Genomic DNA, 19,154 nt, shown 5'->3' on the forward strand with positions numbered 1-19,154 from the left:
TACTAAGCTGCTGCTCCCCCTTGTCCAGCCCTCAAAGCCACTGCGAGAAAAAGGCGTGTCCCGCAGCGTGAAATCCCGGGGGCAGCGCATGCCCCATGAACGGGTGAACCTCGATCGTTTTGTTAACTGATGTGATCCGATTATATGCGGCAAAGATCGTCTCGGGTAAGCAGGTCGTGTCCTTCAGTCCGACCGTCACATGCACGGGCAGCGTAATTCGATGGGCCAGATTCATGATGTCGAAATAACTAAGTGTCCGCAGCACCTCATCAAGGCGGTCCGGGAAGCGAGTTACGAATTCCGCAGCTTCGATAAGTGAACTGACGGATTGTAGTATCCCCAGATCCATGTGGCACATATTCGGTACATGTGCGACTACTGCCCGTAGGTTCGGCTCCAAAGCGGATACAAGCAGCGCCAGTCCGCCTCCTTGGCTGCCGCCAAAAACAAACACCCTCTCGGGGTCTATCTCCGGCATTGCCATCGCGCACCGTACAGCACGCAAGCCATCGATAGCTATTGCCCGATAATAGGAACTCTCCGGATCGAGAATCCCCTGTGTCACCCATCCCTTGGTCATGCCGTATGCTTGCGGCAGCCCGTTGCCAGTCTCCCCCCCTTGCCCCCGAACGTCGATGGCGAGAACAGCATACCCCATAAGCAGCCAAGCAGCATGATCCTCCGGTTGACCTTTGGAACCGGAATAACCGTGAAAGGTTACGATACAGGGAAGTGGATGGCGCAGCTGGACGGAAGGCAGCATATACCAAGCGTGAACCAGCGTATTGGCCGCCCCCTCCAATATAACTTTGTAAACTTCGGCCTGCAGGAACGGGGAGGCGATCGGCTCAATCGAATATCTCACGGATTCTGCTGCTTCCCGGGAGACACGATCCCAAAATTCTTCCAGTTCGGTTGGTGCCGTTAACTCTGGCACATACTGTTTCAACGAATGAATCCGTGTTTCTATTGCGTTCATCGCTACACTCCTCGTTTAAAATTGTCCATTTGATTATACAATTTTTCTACGAGATACCTCTACCATGGTGTCAATCTGCGGTACTGATCCAACGTAACTTTGCCGAGCAAATCTTCACCTTTCACGAACCGGTGCAGCTCATCGACGATGAAATCACAGAGCTCGCGCTTCAATATTCCATGAAACCCGCCAATGTGCGGCAAGCATAACACGTTCGGCATCGCCTGCAGTTTATGATCGGCTGGCATCGGCTCCATGTCGTAAACATCTAGGGCTGCATGTATTCTGCCTTTGCTAAGTTCTTCCAAGAGCGCCTCTTCTTTCACAATGGGCCCGCGAGCTGTATTAATAAAGAGCGCTCCGTCGCGCAGCAGCCTTAGCTGTTCCGCGCCGATCATCCCTTGCGTGCGAGGCGTCCACGTATTGTGCAACGAGACAATGTCGCTGCGCTCAAACAGTTCGTTCAAACCACAGAGCTCAACGCCCTGCGCAGCCGCTTCCTCCTGCGTACAGTAGCTGGAGTGCAGCAAGATTCTCGTGTTAAAAGGCTGCAGCATCCGAATCACCTGTTTGGAGATTTCCCCATAGCCAACTAGACCGATCACTCTTCGCGTAACGCCAAGAATCGTATCACGGTTGTTATTGCTCCACTGCCCCTCATTAAGTCGAGCGCTATACCCCGCCAGGTCCCACGCTCCGGCAAACATCAATGAAAGTGCACACTCCGCAGTCGAGAGGGCGAGTACTTTATTAGCCGATGTTACGGTAATCGAAGTATCGAACACATCGTCTTTAACGATTGATGCTACACTTCCTGCTCCATGGCCGATAAACTTCAATCTCTCCGCGCGCGCGAGCACTTCCGGGGTAAAGCGAGGCGAACCCCATGAAGTGATGCAGGCATCATAAGAGCCAATTCGTTCCGACAAGTCCTCACTTGTAAATTTCTCATTCAAAGTAATAAAATCAACCTCCGAAAAGCTGGAAAGTTTATTCAAAGTGGGCTCCTGCCAAAATAATTCACGTAATCCAGCGTCAGCGATCGTAATTAATGTTTTCATAGGCTTAACCCTCATTTCATTTGGCTTTGAAATAATTCACGCATAAACTCGACATATTCAGGAAAAATCGTTGCTGGCTCCATACCGGGTACTTGCAGCTCCCTGCGCCATTTGGTTTCCCACTCCAGGGAGTAGTAGCCGGTGTAGCCCGACTGCTCAAGCTGATCTACAATTGAAGCAATCGGCACTTGCCCCTCGCCAACCTTGGTGTACATCCAGTTCGACTCCATTGAATCTTCAAAAGGGACGCCGTCTTTGACATGTACATGAACGCACTGCAAGCCAAGTAACGCAATGGTCTCCACCGGCGTCTCTCCTTCTTCCAGCGGATGGATAATATCATAGATAACCGCACAGTTCGGTCTGTCCACATCATCCAGCAGCTTTCGAAGCGAGCGGCCGGTGGCGAATTCATTATGCGTCTCAATCCATACCTGCACACCGTAAGTGACCGCATAATCGCAAGCTTGCTTAATCTGGGTTACGATTTCAGGATATGAAATAGCAGGAACTGGGTTGTCTCTGCGGTTATTGAAGTAGCCAAGGAAAATCCGCACTCCGCCAGCCTTCAAATCACGAGCGAGCGAGACGACCTTTTTAAAATTATCGAATTGCTCGGCATCTCCTCTTTTGCCTGTGAAACATACACTTGAACCAATATTGGTGATTCGAATGCCCGCTTCCTCGAATTTCCGAATCGCCACTTTCCGCTCATCCTGCGCCATTTCGGTGGTTATACCCCATGTGGGCCCTTCCCTTAGCTCCATTCCGCTAAAACCGCATGACTTGGCAAACGTAATCATTTCCGCCAAAGACCAGCCCTCGCAGGGGAGCGTGCTAAACGCCAGTTGTTGCATACTGCTTTCCCCATTCCTCCCAGATCACTGGGTAACTTAATTTTCTTCTATTATTGCAAGGAAATTAAGAAATCGCTTTCCCTTTTCCACGTTTCTTTTGCACAATTCCCCGAATCTGTGTACCATTATCTTTAGCTAATGAGTTATGTACGAATTTAGTGGAGGTCATGTATGTCTGATTATCCGATCTATGTCTACAAAGGGTTACTCGACGAGCAGTTTCCTTTTAAAATCGAAGTTCGAACGCCACTGAATATGAATCGATTTCAGCATGCTCACGAACACCTACAGTTGTGCTACATGATGTCCGGCAGTTGTCTTCATTGGGCGGCGGGCCAACAATATGTGTTGACCAAAGGCGATCTCTTCTCGATCCCGCCCTTTCAAGAGCATCGCTTAGAACCCCGTGATTCGATGGATTTTGTCATGATACAGGTCGATTTCATGCCCCATGCGATTAATGAAAGCTTTCAGGATCTGGCGCATATGCAGACGTTCGTCGATTTCGCCTATATCAGACCCCTCATTTCCGAAGCCGATCTGCTGCCCAAAATGTCGTTCCCTGCTCCTACGCAATCCGTGGTCGAGAACCTGCTGAACGTCATACTCTCGGAATGGGAGGAACAAGAAGAAGGCTATCGGCTAGCCATCAAGGCCGAGCTGCTGAAGCTTCTCGTCATTACCGGCAGGCAGTATAAACGCTATTCACAAACGCAAAGTCAACATGAGCGCAACAGGGTGGCACATCACCGAGAAGCCTTCTATGAGGCTATCAGTTACATGGAAACGCATTATAATGAGGATCTCCATTTGGAAGAGGTTTCCGCTAAAGCATTGATGGCTCCATCATATTTCAGCAATATGCTGAAGCTGGTGAGAGGCAAATCGTATATCGAGCTCTTATCTGCTATTCGTATTCAGGCATCCATGGAGCTGCTAGGCGGAACGGACCTCAATGTAACCGAGATTGCTACCCGTGTGGGCTATAATCATATAAGTCATTTCAATAGAACGTTCAAGAAGCACGCAGGCGTAACGCCCGGCGACTATCGTAGGCATCAAACTTAATAGCCTTAGATGCTAGCATACAGATACAAAGACCTCCCTAGGGTGGTCTTTTTCTGTTTTTTACAAGCAGGGTTTGTTTATAAATCACACGTTGAAAAACTTAATCATATTGTTCATGTTTCAATGACATCCTTCATTTCATGGCGAGATCGTTCATCTTATAATGAATCAGAAATGAACAATTTGTCTGAAATGGGAGGTAACCTTTCGTGAGGAAAATGGGAATAGGCCTGCAATTATACACACTTCGGGATGAAATGGCGCATGATGCCGCAACGGTTTTGCAAAAGGTGGCCGAGATGGGTTATGAGGGTGTGGAGTTTGCAGGTTATTACGATTTTAGCCCCGAGCAGTTAAAGAAGCTGCTTACCAACTTGTCGCTGAAAGCCATCGGCAGCCGTTATGTCGTCTGTCCAGGAATCAATCAAGAACAGCGGCAGTCGCTTCCCGAAACTGTTGCTTTTTTTATCGAATGCAGCAAGCAATTCGCGAGCAAAGGCATCGCATTCGGGTTTCATAATCACTACGTTGAATTCACCGAAACTTACGGGGATCAGATTTGGTTTGATGCATTTTTTGGATTTACATCCCCAAATGATATGAAAAGTGAGCTCGATGTTTGTTGGGTACATAAAGCTGGCCGCGACCCTATTACTTACCTCGAAAAATATGCCGGACGTGTACCTTTGATTCATTTGAAGGATATTCGCAAGTTCACCGATGGCACTTATCAAACGTTGGAACTGGGGCGCGGCGAGATGAATTTACCGGCGATCATCGCAGCAGCAAAGGCGGCGGGAACCGAATGGCTCATCGTCGAACAAGACGATTGCGACCAGCCTGCGTTAGAAAGTGTAAAGATAAGTATGGATTGGCTGCACCAAAATTATAGGTTTACGGAGGTCGTTTAAGATGGCAAAAATACTTAAAGGTGCAATTATTGGTTGTGGAGGCATTGCGTTCGAGAAATACTTCCCTTCGCTTTCCAAGCTGAAGGAACTAGAAATGGTCGCCTTCTGCGATATTATTGTCGAAAAAGCAGAAAAAGCAGCGGCAGCATACGGTTCGATTGACGCAAGAGCATTTTCCGATTATAAAGAGGTCCTTAAGGATGTCTCCATCGATGTGATCTATGTATGTACACCAAACGATTCACATGCGGAGATCTCTATTGCAGCCATGGAATCAGGCAAGCATGTCATGTGTGAGAAACCGATGGCCAAAACTGCCGCAGAAGCACAAGCCATGGTGGATGCTGCCAAGCGTACCGGCAAGAAACTCTCGATTGGCTACCAAAATAATTTCCGGCCAGACAGCCGTTATTTGCAACAAATTTGCGATAACGGCGAGCTCGGCGACATCTATTTCGCCAAGGCTCATGCGATACGCAGACGCGCTGTTCCTACCTGGGGTGTCTTTCTAGATCAAGAGAAACAGGGTGGTGGCCCTCTCATTGATATCGGCAGCCATGCGTTGGATTTAACACTTCGGATGATGAACAATTATGCACCAAAATGTGTCTTGGGCAGGGCTTACCACAAGCTTAGCCGCAAAGAAAACGTAGCAAACGCCTGGGGACCATGGGATCCGGACAAATTTACGGTGGAGGATTCTGCTTTCGGCTTCATAACGATGCAGAACGGTGCGACCGTTATACTCGAATCCAGTTGGGCTCTTAACTCACTTGATACGTTAGAGGCAAAAACGACGCTTTGCGGTACGGAGGGTGGTGCGGACATGCGTGACGGACTCCGCATTAACAGCGAAAAGCTGGGTAGAATGAATGTGACCACCATCGATTTGAGCGCAGGAGGAGTCGCTTTTTTTGAAGGCAGCGCAGAGAGTTCAAGCGACATGGAAGCGCGGCTGTGGCTCGAATGTATCCTTCATAATACAGAGCCGTTGGTAAAACCAGAGCAAGCGTTTGTTGTCACGCAAATATTAGAAGCTATATATGAGTCTTCGAGGACAGGGAAAGCCATTTATTTTGAGTAGCCTCATTAAAGCAAAAAGGATACAAATACCGCCCTGTTCAAGGGCGGTCACGTTTGCGTATGGAAATATTTGCGTACAAGTGTCTAGAAAGTTTGTATAATCATCTAACAGCTACCGAAACATGAACGATTTGCTCAAAACGAAGGAGGAACTGATGTGCTGCATGGACGCGAGGATAAATTGCGAGCTGAAACGCTTTATGTAGGCATGGCACACCATAAGAAGCGTTTTCGAAATCCGTGTGAGTTTCTAAACACATACATCATCCGGCTGCAGACAAGCGGTTGCTGCGAAGCACTCATTGATAACGAATTCGTTGTGATTGAGCCTGGAGACCTGCTTATGTTTCGTCCAGGCGAAAAGTACGAGCTCATCTTGAAAGACAACAGTATCGATTACTATGTGATTTGCAATGGAACATGGATTGACCAGTGGTGGGACAATTTCTCGCCTCCGCAAAAGAGAAACATCCCTCTCGACGACGATCTTCTGAAATTGTGGAATCAGTTGGCGAAGGAAACGTTGCGGATGAATGACACCATCGAAGAGCTGACAGATTATAAGCTGCGCGTCTTTTACTTAACCTTACAGCGCCTGCATGAAATTGCCGGCATGGGAAAAACGTTAAGTCCATCCTACATCGCCTATCGAATAAAAAAATTCATCGATCAGCATGCGACAGAAGCTCTCACCTTGGAGCAAATTGCCAAACATGCGGGAATTAGTATCTCCAGAGCTGTAAATTTGTTTAAAACCAATTTTGGCCAATCCATCATGAGTTATGCCATTGAAGTTCGCCTTGCAGTCGCATGTGAACGCATTCGTTTCAGCGCAATGTCACTTGACTCTGTCGCTAAATCAAGCGGTTTTAATAACTATACGTACTTCCATCGACAATTTCGCATGCATTTTGGGTTATCCCCCCGTCAATATAGAGAAGAACAACAGAAACGCTCGAAGTTGTACGTCCCACCATTGGTATGACCTTGAAGCAAAAGGATATGGCTTGTTTGTCGAGCAATTTAATTCCTAAGAGCTTAGCAAAAATCTCCGCAGGGATGTATGATTCACCTTTTCGGAACAATCAAGGTGATTGTCGTCCCTTTTTCCAATTCAGAATGAATAGCGATTTCACCGCCAATGCTCTTGGCTCTTTCCTCCATACTGAATAGCCCCACTCCTTTGGAGCCGCCAATGCGAACAAAACCTTTTCCCCGATCTTCGATGCGCACTTCAACGAATGAATCTTTATCATGAACGAACACCTTAGCTTCTGATACATCTGCATACTTGGCTACGTTGGTAAGAGCCTCCTGTATAACGCGGTATATGGTCGTTTCCTCCAAAGCTCCCAATCGCTTACGCAAATTGCTTTCAAGTAAGACACGTATGCCGTAATGCCCCGTGTAGTTTTCTATATAGGTTCGAATGGCCGGCACTACACCTAAATCATCCAGAACAGAAGGACGGATTTCCCACGCCAAATTACGAACTTCCTCAATGATTCCGGAAACAACTTGCCTAAGCCCGACTATTTCAGACTGCTCACTTTCCCCAATCACTCTATCCATCTGTATCAACAGTGAGAACAGACTCTGTCCGATGCCATCATGCAGCTCACGCGAAAATTTTCTTCGTTCTTCCTCCTGAATTTGCATGACCTGCGACATCATAAGCTGCAGTTCCTCTTCGACACGCTTTAATTGCGTCACTTCGTTACGAATCGCAAGATACTGGTAGGGTTGCCCCTTCTCATCCACGAATGGCACAATCGTCGTATCTACCCAGTAGAATCCACCACTTTTTGCTTTATTCTTGATCTCTCCGCGCCACACCTTGCCAGAGGAGATCGTTTGCCACAAGAGGGTCATGAAATCCTTCCGATGATAACCCGAGTTAATAATTCGGTGGTCTTGACCGAGAAGCTCAGCACGTGAATATTGGGAGATTTCGCAAAACTTATCGTTGACGTATTGAATTTTCCCTTTATGATCCGTGACGGCAACAATGGAAGATTCATCTAGGGCAAACTTTACATTGGACAGCTGCTTGAGAGACTTTTTCAGATCACCTTGAAACAAAGAGTCCGTAATATAATCATCCATGCGGGCTATAAGCTCAGTTACATTTTCACCAATCACTTCCGGATACTCTCGGTTTACATCCTCACTCAAAATTCAACAATCCTTTCTTCACCGCAAACTTGACCAACTCTGGTCTCGTTTTGAGCCCTAGCTTCTCCATCACATTGCTTTTATGCGATTCTACCGTTTTTACGCTAATAATCAATTGTTCGGCTATCTCTTTATTGGAAAATCCTTTGGCTATCAAGGACAGAACTTCCTTTTCACGTTCCGAAAGGGATTCGTAAGGACCGATATTCTCTCCATGCTTCAAGCGTTCTATGTATTCACTCATTAGTCGTTTAGTTGCAGTAGGATACAAATAGGCATTTCCAGATGCCACTGAGCGGATGGCTGTCAACAGCTCCTCATGCGGAGCGCTTTTCAATATATATCCTGAGGCACCGGCGTGAATAGCCCTAAACAGGTACTCATCATCGTCATGCATGGTCAGAACCAGAACCGCTAAATCCGGCATCAGACGCTTCAATTCTGTAGTCGCTGTAAGTCCATCCATGCCATGGGGCATGTTTAAATCCATTAATACGACATCCGGCTTAAGCAATTCGGCTGCTTGAATGCCTTCTTTTCCATCGGCAGCTTCTCCGATAACTTCCATGCTATGCTTACCATTCAGCAGGCTCATTAATCCCGACCTGACTACGGCATGATCATCAACTACTAGAATTTTAAGCATACCCATCCTCCAATAAATCGATTAGAACTACCCTATCATCACTCATATTATATTAATAATAACAAATAAAATGAATTCCGGTAATGGAACTCATTTTACTATTTCCCCTGTATTGTCCTTCAGATACCAAGCCAGAGTAGGGAGACCTTCCTGAACGACAAGGAGCTCTGCCTGAGCATATCTGGGCTGTGTTCTTTTTCCGATGAACAGCAAGCCTTCTATCAACAGACTATCGGAATCCGTCAAAATTGGAAATACAGCTGCTGTCTGCAGCTGCTCGGCAAGTAGGACAGGACAATTACGTCGCACTTGATCGGAGTCAGGATGCGAGTCATCGAGCTTCACCCATCGGCCGAGACGCAGGACGGAACCAGCTAATCCTTGACCCGATTTAATCACCATTTGCCGATAGCGTTCATTTCTGCTGCCCGAAGCATATTTCCAACGTATGCGCTGGGCTTTGTCGTGCAATGGCGCCAGTGCGATAAAATCACTTGACGTTAGGCTTCGCAAACGTTCCAACTCTTCTATGATGATTGCATCCCTATGAGCCATCTAGACCACCTCCATTTCCTCTTTGCACCAGAGCCGATTTATTTTAATTAACATTGTAGACGTTTCCACTCATCTTGTATGTCAGGGAAAACCCTGATTTCGCAATCAGGACATTGCGCTTATTCACCTGCAAATTACCTCAGAAGTCATCAGGAAAGTTAAGGATTAACTGTGATTTATCTCACACCAAATAGGGAGTTTCCCCTCTAAAGATCAGCAGAACCCCCGATAAACAAAACCATCTGAACCCGTTAAGATAGAGATAACAAAGAAACGTTGAGGAGTTGGTACAGATGGCTAATAACGGTATTCTGGCATCTTTTTCGGAAGAGAATTTCCATAAATTACAAAGCATCATGTATGTGAAGCATGCGGAGAAAGGCGATTATCTGTTCTGGGAAGGTGATGTCGCGGATAAATTGTACTACGTAATAAAAGGCGGAGTGCGCATCACCAAATTGTCGGAAACCGGTAAAAGCTTCATCATATCACTGCATCAGGCGGGTGATTTATTCGGTCAGATCGATCCCTTTCAGAATTCTGTACAAAGCTATAGTGCAGAAGTAACAGCTGATTGTGAGATTGGGGTCATTCAACGAAAAGACCTCGAAGTATTACTTTGGCAGCATGGGGATTTGGCCATTGAGTTTATGAAATGGATGGGGCTTATGCACCGCATGACCGAAACGAAGTTCCGCGATTTGATGATGTACGGAAAACCTGGCGCACTCTGTTCGTTACTTATCAGACTCAGTAATTCGTATGGCGTTCCAAACGGTGAGCATACGCTGATCAATTACAAGATCAATCATACAGAAATGGCGGATATGATTGGAGCTACACGGGAAAGTGTCAATCGGATGTTGAGTGATATGAAGAAGGAAGATGCGCTTGAGATTCAAAATGGTCATATCGTGATTAAGGATTTAACCTATCTCCGCGATGTATGCCACTGCGAAAACTGCCCGAAAGAGATTTGCCGCATGTAGCATCCCGATCGAAATGGCCCAATTAACTAAGAGAAGAAGGATTCAAGGTCCGTTAGCACTTTCTCCGTTAAAGGAATTACGAGCTGTTCTTCCATCGTAAAGTGATCATTTAAGATTAAACAGGCCTGTATGAGATGCGCCGCAGCCTCAATCAGCTGTTTTTTGATGACAAATGGCGTTAAATCGATGATGGTTTCATGGAAGGTCTGGATAAATGAAATCGCCAGCTGGTGATCCTTTTCCAGCACCCAAAAGGAGGGAGTTATCGATGGAGCCGATTGTCGGTGAAAATAATCTAGCAGAAATGGAAACAACTCCTGGTCCTCCCATTCGGCGTGGCGCTCCAGTGCCTCCACAAAATCAGCAGTTTGCTGCCTTAGCTGCTGCAAGACCTGAACTCCCTCAGCAGGATCATCCAGCAGGCTCACTTCCTTAGCGCTATGCTCGAGAGCCTTTAGCTGCTGTCTTAATTGGTTATGCTCTTCCTTCAGACGATCCGTGGCAAAATCAAGTTCATCTGGGTTGGATGAGGCTATTCCCAACATGCAGGTTATTGAAAGTGGTGCCATATTCATCCCTCCAACATAAGTCGTTTGCTTCTATTTCTAGTATAAATTCTTTGCCGATTATCGCTGTGAGAAACATCACATCTACGTTTTTAAGATTCTGCTATATTTTTTAAAAATGCTTATTGGAAGAATTCATCGCAGAAAAACAGAATGGGGACTGACGAAGATGAAGAATTTTAAATGGAGTATAGTCAAGAAAATGGTACTTGGCATCACGTTAGTATCCACCGTAACCTATGGGACTAGTGCTTTTTTTATTTTTACCCTGCAAGGTTTATTTAAAGATTACATGCCGGATTGGCTGTTTATCTGGATCACCCTTTCTTTGGGTATATTCTGGACAGGATTTCTGGGATGGATTGCGGCAAAATGGTTCATTAAACCCCTACTTCAGCTTACAGACGCAGCTAATGAAGCTTCCGCAGGGAATTTACAAATTAATATCACTCCAAGTAAATCGGATGATGAATTAAGAGCACTCAGCCTTTCTTTCTCGCTGATGATCGGAAATTTAAGAGAAATCATTGATGGAATTTCAGTCAACTTCATAGGAACCGATATGCATGTGGATGAATTGAGATCAGCGATTGGACATGCTGCAGCTCATGTGGAACTGATAACAACGACGATTGAGGACATATCCCATGGAGCTGAACAGCAATCGAAATCCTCCGAAGCCATGTTCATGTCCGTCGAACAAATCATGAGAACCACCGATGACATCAATAAAGAAGCCCATGATGCCCGGCATTTAACGACGCAAATGATTATTACCATTAAGGATAGTGCAAGAGTGATTCAGTCTTTAGTTAATGGGATGCAAAGCCTTGCGACTTCTAATCAAGAATCCATACATACTGTTCGACGTTTGGAAAGCAATGCGAAGCAAATCAGCGAAATTTCAAGCGTTGTTGGTGAATTCGCCAACCAAACTCATTTATTAGCATTGAACGCTTCTATTGAGGCTGCAAGAGCCGGCGAACACGGCAAAGGCTTTGCCGTAGTGGCTGGTGAAGTGAAGAAACTCGCCGAGCAAAGCTCGCAGGCCGTTCATGACATTAATCAGCTTATCGACCATATTCAGTCTGAGGTCAAGAATGTCGTCTTCAAAATTACACAGCAATTCGAAATGGTCAATAAAGAAGCTGCGAATGGGGAGACAACCGCTTCAGCGCTTCAAAGTATTGTTGGTGAAGCTAATCAGGTCGATCAACTCGTGGATCATATTGCATCCATGGTCTCAAGCCAAGCGGATCAAGTACAGCTCACCTTAAATGAAGCTCGAGATGTCACCGACATTGCCTCCAAAATATCTTTAGGCGCGAAGGGCGTGTTTGCTTCAACACAGGAACAGACGGCCGTGATGGAGGAAATCGCTGCATCCTCCGATGTATTGAGAGATCAATCCGCAAGTTTAAAGAAACAAATTGAAATCTTTAAAGTGAGATAAATCGGTCTCACTCCTTGGATGAAAATAGCCTTCCTACATGCACTTTTGAAGCATGTAGGAAGGCTATTATCGTACGCTGGATCGACCTTGGTCAGCCATCAAATAACCGGTTATATCGTCCGTCGATTCATTCATCCAATCAAGCTCTACATGAAAGTGTCTTAAATCGGAATCAATCGTCGCATATACTAACTTGAGGTTCCACCTGATGAATGTATCCCTTTTCTAGGTTGAATGATGTTGTAAAAAGTGCAACAATTACGGCCCAAATCTCGCCTCTCTCCCTTCTTTGTTGCATCATGTACAACAATTTGGTCCAATACAGGTCATTTCGCAACAAATGGGCTCAAAATGTTGTACAAACTGCAACTTCAAGTTGCAAAATAGCCCTTTGGCGTGTGAATGTTGTAGGAAATACAACATTGACACTAGACCCATAACCCTTCACAAAATAACTCTAAAATCAAATTTTGGAGTCATCCTACCCGTGGAGAGGAGGCATGATGCTATCTATCCAAAAATGGGATAAGTTCGTCGCCGAAAAAGGATTCGATCCCTTCGGGAGGCAGCGGTCGGCTTAACCAATAGCCTTGTATAGAATCACAATGGAGGTCTTTGAGAAAAGCCAACTGGTCTTCCGTTTCTACGCCCTCAGCAATCACTCGGAGCCCCAAACCGTGGGCCATATCAATCACGGCCTTGGCAATCGAGGCGTTCCCTCGATCCATTTCAATGCCCTGAACGAAGCATTTATCAATTTTCAATGTATCAATGGGATACTTTTTCAAATAACTTAAAGCGGAATGTCCCTTGCCAAAATCATCAATGGCTAACTCCAACCCGATCTCCTTAAAATCATGCAGAACCGTCAGTACCGACTCAATTTGGTGTATGCTGATGTTTTCCGTAATTTCGAAGCAAAGGTAACTCGGATCCAGCTCCGTTTCCTTCAATATTTGCTTGACCGTTTCAATCAAATTCTTATTCTTGAACTGTCGGGGCGACAGATTGATGGCACATTTCAAGGGAGGATAGCCCGCGGATTGCCAGGCCTTGTTCTGCTCACAAACCTTGCGCAGCACCCATTCTCCGATTTCGACAATTTGTCCATTTTCTTCTACGATCTGAATAAATTCATTCGGCGATACCATTCCCATCTCGGGATGCTGCCAGCGAAGCAAGGCTTCTATACCGTTGATCTGGCCCGTTCGAATGTCCATTTGCGGCTGGTACACAATTCTTAATTGATCTTTCTCCATTGCTTTTCGCAGCCCGTTTTCCAGTTTCATTTTCCTGTAGAAGGTTGCGTTCATATTCGAAGTGTACAGCTGATAATTGTTGGACTGTTCCTTGGCTCGATACATGGCCGAATCGGCTTGTTTGATTAGGGTTTCGCTATCTGCTCCATTGAAAGGATATATGCTGATTCCAATACTTGCCGTAATAAACAGCTCCTGTTCGGCTATCAAGAAAGGAAGGGCTAGCTCCTCCAGTATTTTCTGTGCTACAAGCAGCGCATCTTCGGTTTCATCAATGTGGGGTAGAATGACCGTAAATTCATCGCCACCCAATCGTGATACCGTATCGCTGGTTCGAACGCAGCTCTCCAGCCGTTTGCTGGCGTTCTGGAGCAGTTGATCTCCAACTGCATGTCCCAATGTATCATTAATCAGTTTGAAATGGTCGAGGTCAATAAACATCAGGGCAGCCCAGTGGCCTTGACGATTGGCCTGCGCAATCGCATGACTCAGTCGGTCATGAAATAAGAATCGATTCGGGAGCCCGGTCAATACATCGTAATGAGCCAAATATTTTAAATTCTCTTCCGACAATTTACGCTCAGTAATATCCGTGAAAACCCCGACATAATTGGAGATTTTGCCGTTCTCATTCCTAACGGTATTAATCGTCAGCCATTCCGGGTAGATTTCCCCATTCTTTCGCTTATTCCAGACCTCGCCCTGCCAGCTGCCCGCTTCATGAATCGATGCCCACATTTGAATATAAAACTCAGCATCCTGCACGCCGGAATGTAACATGCGCGGCGTTTGACCTAAAGCCTCATCCTCTGTATAGCCAGTTGTTTCGGAAAACGCCGGATTAACCGATAAAATCGCTCCTTTTGTATCCGTAATCATGATCCCTTCACTCGCGGTTTCGAATACCCTGGCGTGCAGCTGCAATTTTTTCTCAGACCTCTTGCGTTCCGTTATGTCCATGAAAATGCCTACATAATTGGATATTTTACCTTGCTTATCCCTCACAGCACTGATCGTCAGCCATTCGAGATACAGCTCCCCATTCTTCTTTCGGTTCCATATCTCGCCCTTCCAACCGCCCGTTTCATGAATCGTTGCCCACATATGAATATAGAACTCAGGTTTCTGTTTGCCGGAATACAAAATACGTGGCGTTTGCCCCACCACTTCCTCCTCCGTATAGCCTGTTGTCGTTGTAAACGCAGGATTGACCGATAGGATGATGCCTCCAGAATCTGTAATCATGATGGATTCCATAACCTTTTTAAATACACGTGCATAAAGCCGCAGCTTATCTTTCATGTACGATTATCACCTCTAGGTCAGCGACTTCTTTCACGTGAATATGACAAAATTAGGGTTGAATCTCAAAAACGTTCGTTAAGCGTGTCAGCTCGAATAGTGCTTTGACATCCCCCTGTAGACCCAGAATGACCACCCCGCCGCCATTAAGATGGGCTCTCTTCTGAAGCGCAACCAATACGCCAAGTCCGGAACTATCGATATAGTCCACCTCGGATAAGTTAAAAACAAATTGCTTACACCCTTTGACCATATAGGGAAATAGCTTCTCCCTTATGATCGTTGCTTCGTCCACATAAATTTTACCCCTAGGCGTTACCTTCACCTGTCCGCCAGACACTCGAACATCTAGAAACATTGTTACCCCTCCAGGTCCCTATTTTCCAGCCTCACTTCATTTTGAAAAAGCACCAGCTTTTATTCACATAAAATCCGGTGCTTCTTTCCTTTTACCAAGTGATAAACCCTTTGGAACCGACGCCTGGATGCATTATCATATCCATTAACGGTACCGTATAAGCAATCAATATCAGCGCCACCGATAAGCTGATCCACACACTCCAACGATCCAAATAGGCCGGAGTAGCTTCTGCTTGCTCCATCGCTTCGCCGATTGGATACTCTGTCACACCCTTTGGCGCCCGAAGCAGGGCGAAGACATTGTACACCATCAACAATACGCCAATGAATAATATCGTGCCGCCAATAGCCATGAATACATAATAGGGCATCCAACTTGCCGCATCCGCATTTCCCTCATAGGTCGTGAATGCCGTTCTCCGCGGTGCACCGAATAGTCCGACAAGATGCATCGCACCTGACATAAAGAACATGCCTACGCACCAAATGATCGTTTGAATAATCCCAAGCTTGTTCATGCGCTTAGTAAGCACACGGCCCGTTACAGCCGGAAGCAGCCAGTACGTAATTCCGAAGAACGTGAGCGCCACACTAGTCGCAACCGTTAAGTGAAAGTGCCCCGTTACCCATAACGTATTGTGAACCACTGCGTTCATTTGATTACTTGCATTAATTAATCCGCCTGCGCCAGCTGGAATAAAGATCAGCATGCCCAGGAATGGCGCGAAGAATCGCACATCTTTCCATGGCATGACTTTTATCCAACCGAACAGCCCTTTGGCACCCTTGGCACGACCATTTATCTCAAAAGTTGCAAATAACGAGAATGCGGTCATCAGCGACGGAACGACCACCATGAAGGTCAAGACAACCTGCAAGTACTTCCAGAATGAGCTAATGCCCGGCTCCATCAATTGATGATGAAAGCCAACCGGAATCGAAAACAGCAGAAGGAGGATAAAGGACAATCTGGCGAGCGCGTCGCTGTAGATTTTGCCTCCGATAATTTTCGGAATAATCACATACCAGCACATATACGCAGGCATCAACCAGAAATACACAAGCGGATGGCCGAAGTACCAGAACAAAGTACGGCTGAGCATCACATTAATCGTTTCCACCCATCCGAAAGACCATGGAATGAGCTGAATCAGCACCTCGGCAGCAACCCCGATCGTAGCAATTTGCCACATAAGGAACGTGATAACCGCCATAAATGCAAACAACGGAGAGATCTTGCCTTGATGCGTCTTTTTCCAATACTTCAGTTGATAGAAGATGCCCCACCCGCTAATCCAGCTTCCTACCACCAATAGGGCTAATCCGATGTAAAAGTAAGGAGAAGCTTTCATAGGCGCATAGAACGTATAAAGTACGCTCGCTTTTCCTGTCAAAACCATCGCTACCCCGAGGGCTGTTCCCACCGTCATTAAAGCAAATCCAAGCCATCCCATACGGTTAACAATCGGAAGCAGTTTTCCGCCTAACGTGTATGAAATGCCTGAGTATAGAAAGCCTATAATAAAATAGGTCGTAAATACGATCGCCATCAAAACGCCATGCGCAGTCAGCAGTTCGTAATAACCGATTCCGTATGGCAGCTTAACCGTCCCGCTCTTCACTAACGTTTGCAGCAGTCCCGCAATCCCTCCGATGAGCAGTGCTATGAAAGCCACGATGATGTGTGCAACGACCAGCTTCCCGTCTTTGAGATCGAATTTATTTTCAAACAAATCCAATTGTCCTTTCTTCATGCAAACTTCCACCCTTCTGTGCTTCTTCCCGTCATTTCACGATAATCGTCGTTTTCATATATTCATGCGCTCCACCGCAATATTCGTTGCACAAAATCAGGTACTCACCTGGTTTCGTAAACGTATGCGTCACTTGGCTGATTTCGCCTGGAACAATCATCATATTTACATTCGTTCCTGGTATTTCGAAGCCGTGAACGACATCCTGGCTCGTTACTACAAACTTGATCGTTGCACCAACAGGAACTTCCATCTTGTCTGGGGCATATCCGAATGTAAATGCGGTCATCACCGCTTCGTATTCTTTTTCTCCGGTCTTAAACAATCCTAGTTTGTCAAAAGGTGCTGTCTCTGTTACTTTCGCAGGATCGATCCGATGATGATGCTCACTTGGTGGCTTTACCCCCATGGCAAACGCTGAAACACCCAATACGCCAAGGAACACGAACAGCATGCTGATGCCAATTGCTAGCCAAATTTTCTCAAGTTTATGAATATGCATGGCTTTAACCATCCTTTTCTAATCGTGAAATGAACTACTGTCTGTACAGAAATAATAGAAATACAGCGACCCAGGTTATGGCCAAAAAAGCCCCAAGCAGCATGACCGATGCAAATGTGCCTTTCAATACTGGTTCTTGATCTGCCTTGTTTGTCATCATTTGTTCGGACTGCTCATTGCTTAACTTTCTAATACTCATTTCAGACCCACCTCCAACTTAAAATCCAGCTATCCTCATTCTAGGAGCATTCTCCCGGGGTCACTATGATTTATGTCACATTCCGTATATGAAAAAGGGTACAATTCCTTACATCCCCGTCTTCACGGTTTGTTTGAAAGCCTCATAATCTTCCATGGTCTTTATGCTCGCAATGAATTTCAGATCGACGCCATTCTTCTGCAAATATTCGTCCCCTAACTCACTCCAGAAAATATGTTCCAGTAAAGCAGAAACCCTAGTTTCACCTTTTTTGAGCAGAGGAAGAATCTTAGTCTTGCATTCTCGATCATAAATCCCATGCAGGGGAACTAAATTACCCGATACAAGAGGAACTACAGCCTCAATGCCTTCCCGCTTTCTGTTCCACAAAAGTTCGGCAGCTTTGTACGAAATAAAAGGCATATCACAACCAACAACCCATACAGATGAATGCTTAGCTAGCGACAATCCCGCATGCATGCCCCCAAGCGGTCCATTGCCGGTGTGAAAATCCGTAATGATCCGTACCGAACGGTCCAAGATAGGAAGATACGACTTGGGATCGTTGGTTACAACAATGATTTCATCACACAATATCCTCATCCGATCCACTTGTCGAACAATGAGAGGCTGTCCACCAAATGGAAGTAATGCTTTCAGTTCCCCATTCATTCGACGGTTTGCTCCACCAGCCAAAATGACGCCCGTAAGCATCACCATCACACTCCCTCTATCCCGTTTTGTAGTGAGAAAAAAACACCTACTCTTCTTCAGCGGACTGAGTCAAAGAGTAGGTTCTTTTCGCATATATGAACATCCTTTGTAAATTACCCGCTCCAATGTTCCCATTTATTTATATTTTGGCTTCAAATGGAGTCTATCGATTAATTTATCAAACCATTTGTGAAGATAAGGAAGGATCAGATGATCGACACCGAACTTGCCTGCGTTAGCGCCTGCGGCGATGATAAAGAATCCAAGAAGTATTAGCCATGGGTTGCTGCTAACCGTTCCGGCGAACATATACATAAAGTTCATTAATAATCCAAAGAATATGGCTGTAGTCGTCAGTGCGCCAAGTATCAGACCCAAACCAACTAGCAATTCCCCCCAAGGAACCATAACATTGAAGACGCCAACATTGGGGAGGGCAAAGCTTTTCAAGAAAGCAACGTAATTCGCGTAAACCATATCCGTAGTTCCCGATTCAAGGACTGGTTTCGCAATTGCACCTTTCAGATAACCCGCTGCGTCAAATGGCTTTGCTCCGGCAATTTTATGCCACCCCGCTGTCATCCACTGCCAACCAACATACAAACGAATAATCGTCAACATCATCGCCGCGTAACGATTTCCCCTTAACCATTTCATCATTTGAACCATCTCCTTTTTTTCTTTTCTGGCTTCATTATATTTCGAAAAAACATTCCGGTAT

General features: G+C 45.8%; 20 protein-coding genes. 6 read left to right on the forward strand and 14 right to left on the reverse strand.

The window, feature by feature from the left end:
- Nucleotides 1-31: 31 nt before the first annotated feature.
- Genes GC098_RS19365 through GC098_RS19375 form a run of 3 tightly spaced genes read right to left on the reverse strand, consistent with a single transcriptional unit; the run spans nt 32 to nt 2,897 of the window.
- Nucleotides 32-979 carry an acetylxylan esterase gene (locus GC098_RS19365; RefSeq protein ID WP_171644903.1) on the reverse strand — a complete coding sequence of 316 codons (948 nt, stop codon included), beginning with the start codon at nt 977-979 and terminating at the stop codon, nt 32-34.
- Between the two features lie 59 nt (nt 980-1,038).
- Nucleotides 1,039-2,040 (reverse strand): hydroxyacid dehydrogenase, encoded by a 1,002-nt coding sequence (locus tag GC098_RS19370; protein WP_171644904.1) that lies wholly within the window; start codon nt 2,038-2,040, stop codon nt 1,039-1,041.
- Between the two features lie 11 nt (nt 2,041-2,051).
- Nucleotides 2,052-2,897, reverse strand: a complete 846-nt coding sequence (locus GC098_RS19375; protein WP_171644905.1) for a sugar phosphate isomerase/epimerase family protein — start codon at nt 2,895-2,897, stop codon at nt 2,052-2,054.
- A 171-nt stretch (nt 2,898-3,068) separates the two neighbouring features.
- On the opposite strand from GC098_RS19375, the gene GC098_RS19380 reads away from it, so the two are divergent.
- The 4 genes from GC098_RS19380 (at nt 3,069) to GC098_RS19395 (ending at nt 6,944) form a co-directional block, all read left to right on the forward strand.
- The gene (locus GC098_RS19380) at nt 3,069-3,965 is read left to right on the forward strand and encodes a helix-turn-helix transcriptional regulator (protein WP_171644906.1); all 897 of its coding nucleotides are present in this window, start codon (nt 3,069-3,071) and stop codon (nt 3,963-3,965) included.
- A gap of 218 nt (nt 3,966-4,183) precedes the next feature.
- Entirely contained in the window at nt 4,184-4,876 is a 693-nt protein-coding gene (locus GC098_RS19385) for a sugar phosphate isomerase/epimerase family protein (protein ID WP_216625340.1), read from the forward strand.
- Between the two features lies 1 nt (nt 4,877).
- Complete coding sequence (locus GC098_RS19390) at nt 4,878-5,960, forward strand: Gfo/Idh/MocA family protein (protein WP_171644908.1); 1,083 nt, start codon at nt 4,878-4,880, stop codon at nt 5,958-5,960.
- A 156-nt stretch (nt 5,961-6,116) separates the two neighbouring features.
- Nucleotides 6,117-6,944: an AraC family transcriptional regulator gene (locus GC098_RS19395; protein ID WP_171644909.1), complete on the forward strand. Its 828-nt coding sequence runs from the start codon at nt 6,117-6,119 to the stop codon at nt 6,942-6,944.
- A gap of 83 nt (nt 6,945-7,027) precedes the next feature.
- Here the strand turns inward: GC098_RS19395 and GC098_RS19400 are convergent, their stop codons facing one another.
- The 3 genes from GC098_RS19400 to GC098_RS19410 form a co-directional block, all read right to left on the reverse strand.
- Nucleotides 7,028-8,134, reverse strand: a complete 1,107-nt coding sequence (locus tag GC098_RS19400) for a PAS domain-containing sensor histidine kinase (protein ID WP_376773906.1) — start codon at nt 8,132-8,134, stop codon at nt 7,028-7,030.
- Entirely contained in the window at nt 8,127-8,780 is a 654-nt protein-coding gene (locus GC098_RS19405; protein ID WP_171644910.1) for a response regulator transcription factor, read from the reverse strand. The genes GC098_RS19400 and GC098_RS19405 overlap by 8 nt, the downstream gene beginning before the upstream one ends.
- A 90-nt stretch (nt 8,781-8,870) precedes the next feature.
- Entirely contained in the window at nt 8,871-9,335 is a 465-nt protein-coding gene (locus tag GC098_RS19410) for a GAF domain-containing protein (RefSeq protein ID WP_171644911.1), read from the reverse strand.
- A 293-nt stretch (nt 9,336-9,628) separates the two neighbouring features.
- Between GC098_RS19410 and GC098_RS19415 the strand changes: the two genes are divergently transcribed.
- Nucleotides 9,629-10,324 (forward strand): Crp/Fnr family transcriptional regulator, encoded by a 696-nt coding sequence (locus GC098_RS19415; RefSeq protein ID WP_171644912.1) that lies wholly within the window; start codon nt 9,629-9,631, stop codon nt 10,322-10,324.
- Between the two features lie 26 nt (nt 10,325-10,350).
- On the opposite strand, the gene GC098_RS19420 is transcribed toward GC098_RS19415, so the two are convergent.
- Complete coding sequence (locus tag GC098_RS19420; RefSeq protein WP_171644913.1) at nt 10,351-10,893, reverse strand: hemerythrin domain-containing protein; 543 nt, start codon at nt 10,891-10,893, stop codon at nt 10,351-10,353.
- Between the two features lie 166 nt (nt 10,894-11,059).
- Here GC098_RS19420 and GC098_RS19425 point away from each other — a divergent pair, with 166 nt between their 5' ends.
- The gene (locus tag GC098_RS19425; protein ID WP_171644914.1) at nt 11,060-12,343 is read left to right on the forward strand and encodes a methyl-accepting chemotaxis protein; all 1,284 of its coding nucleotides are present in this window, start codon (nt 11,060-11,062) and stop codon (nt 12,341-12,343) included.
- A gap of 506 nt (nt 12,344-12,849) precedes the next feature.
- On the opposite strand, the gene GC098_RS19430 is transcribed toward GC098_RS19425, so the two are convergent.
- The 7 genes from GC098_RS19430 to GC098_RS19460 all read right to left on the reverse strand — a co-directional run bounded on the left by GC098_RS19430 (nt 12,850) and on the right by GC098_RS19460 (nt 19,093).
- Entirely contained in the window at nt 12,850-14,904 is a 2,055-nt protein-coding gene (locus GC098_RS19430) for a bifunctional diguanylate cyclase/phosphodiesterase (RefSeq protein ID WP_171644915.1), read from the reverse strand.
- Between the two features lie 52 nt (nt 14,905-14,956).
- Nucleotides 14,957-15,262, reverse strand: a complete 306-nt coding sequence (locus GC098_RS19435) for an STAS domain-containing protein (protein WP_171644916.1) — start codon at nt 15,260-15,262, stop codon at nt 14,957-14,959.
- A gap of 91 nt (nt 15,263-15,353) precedes the next feature.
- Nucleotides 15,354-17,018, reverse strand: coding sequence for a b(o/a)3-type cytochrome-c oxidase subunit 1 (locus GC098_RS19440; RefSeq protein ID WP_171644917.1), 1,665 nt, complete (start codon nt 17,016-17,018; stop codon nt 15,354-15,356).
- A gap of 31 nt (nt 17,019-17,049) precedes the next feature.
- On the reverse strand, nt 17,050-17,520 hold the full coding sequence (locus GC098_RS19445) for a cytochrome c oxidase subunit II (protein ID WP_171644918.1): 471 nt from the start codon (nt 17,518-17,520) through the stop codon (nt 17,050-17,052).
- Nucleotides 17,521-17,554: 34 nt separating this feature from the next.
- A complete protein-coding gene (locus GC098_RS19450; RefSeq protein ID WP_376773907.1) occupies nt 17,555-17,719 on the reverse strand; it encodes a cytochrome c oxidase subunit 2A in 165 nt (54 codons plus the stop codon).
- A 108-nt stretch (nt 17,720-17,827) separates the two neighbouring features.
- Nucleotides 17,828-18,439 (reverse strand): molybdenum cofactor guanylyltransferase, encoded by a 612-nt coding sequence (gene mobA / locus GC098_RS19455; RefSeq protein WP_171644919.1) that lies wholly within the window; start codon nt 18,437-18,439, stop codon nt 17,828-17,830.
- A gap of 129 nt (nt 18,440-18,568) precedes the next feature.
- Nucleotides 18,569-19,093, reverse strand: a complete 525-nt coding sequence (locus GC098_RS19460) for a DoxX family membrane protein (RefSeq protein ID WP_171644920.1) — start codon at nt 19,091-19,093, stop codon at nt 18,569-18,571.
- Nucleotides 19,094-19,154 lie beyond the last annotated feature (61 nt).

The sequence above is a fragment of the Paenibacillus phytorum genome (genome assembly GCF_013141715.1).
Taxonomy (GTDB): domain Bacteria; phylum Bacillota; class Bacilli; order Paenibacillales; family NBRC-103111; genus Paenibacillus_E; species Paenibacillus_E phytorum.

Bases quoted from the DNA above. Each gene is read 5' to 3' on its own strand.
- GC098_RS19370 (WP_171644904.1), bottom strand. From the start codon at position 2,040: ATGAAAACATTAATTACGATCGCTGACGCTGGATTACGTGAATTATTT.
- GC098_RS19450 (WP_376773907.1), bottom strand. From the start codon at position 17,719: ATGAGTATTAGAAAGTTAAGCAATGAGCAGTCCGAACAAATGATGACA.
- GC098_RS19420 (WP_171644913.1), bottom strand. From the start codon at position 10,893: ATGGCACCACTTTCAATAACCTGCATGTTGGGAATAGCCTCATCCAAC.
- GC098_RS19460 (WP_171644920.1), bottom strand. From the start codon at position 19,093: ATGATGAAATGGTTAAGGGGAAATCGTTACGCGGCGATGATGTTGACG.
- GC098_RS19425 (WP_171644914.1), top strand. From the start codon at position 11,060: ATGAAGAATTTTAAATGGAGTATAGTCAAGAAAATGGTACTTGGCATC.
- GC098_RS19385 (WP_216625340.1), top strand. From the start codon at position 4,184: ATGGGAATAGGCCTGCAATTATACACACTTCGGGATGAAATGGCGCAT.
- mobA (WP_171644919.1), bottom strand. From the start codon at position 18,439: ATGGTGATGCTTACGGGCGTCATTTTGGCTGGTGGAGCAAACCGTCGA.
- GC098_RS19380 (WP_171644906.1), top strand. From the start codon at position 3,069: ATGTCTGATTATCCGATCTATGTCTACAAAGGGTTACTCGACGAGCAG.
- GC098_RS19405 (WP_171644910.1), bottom strand. From the start codon at position 8,780: ATGCTTAAAATTCTAGTAGTTGATGATCATGCCGTAGTCAGGTCGGGA.
- GC098_RS19440 (WP_171644917.1), bottom strand. From the start codon at position 17,018: ATGAAGAAAGGACAATTGGATTTGTTTGAAAATAAATTCGATCTCAAA.
- GC098_RS19410 (WP_171644911.1), bottom strand. From the start codon at position 9,335: ATGGCTCATAGGGATGCAATCATCATAGAAGAGTTGGAACGTTTGCGA.
- GC098_RS19435 (WP_171644916.1), bottom strand. From the start codon at position 15,262: ATGTTTCTAGATGTTCGAGTGTCTGGCGGACAGGTGAAGGTAACGCCT.
- GC098_RS19430 (WP_171644915.1), bottom strand. From the start codon at position 14,904: ATGAAAGATAAGCTGCGGCTTTATGCACGTGTATTTAAAAAGGTTATG.
- GC098_RS19375 (WP_171644905.1), bottom strand. From the start codon at position 2,897: ATGCAACAACTGGCGTTTAGCACGCTCCCCTGCGAGGGCTGGTCTTTG.
- GC098_RS19365 (WP_171644903.1), bottom strand. From the start codon at position 979: ATGAACGCAATAGAAACACGGATTCATTCGTTGAAACAGTATGTGCCA.
- GC098_RS19415 (WP_171644912.1), top strand. From the start codon at position 9,629: ATGGCTAATAACGGTATTCTGGCATCTTTTTCGGAAGAGAATTTCCAT.
- GC098_RS19390 (WP_171644908.1), top strand. From the start codon at position 4,878: ATGGCAAAAATACTTAAAGGTGCAATTATTGGTTGTGGAGGCATTGCG.
- GC098_RS19445 (WP_171644918.1), bottom strand. From the start codon at position 17,520: ATGCATATTCATAAACTTGAGAAAATTTGGCTAGCAATTGGCATCAGC.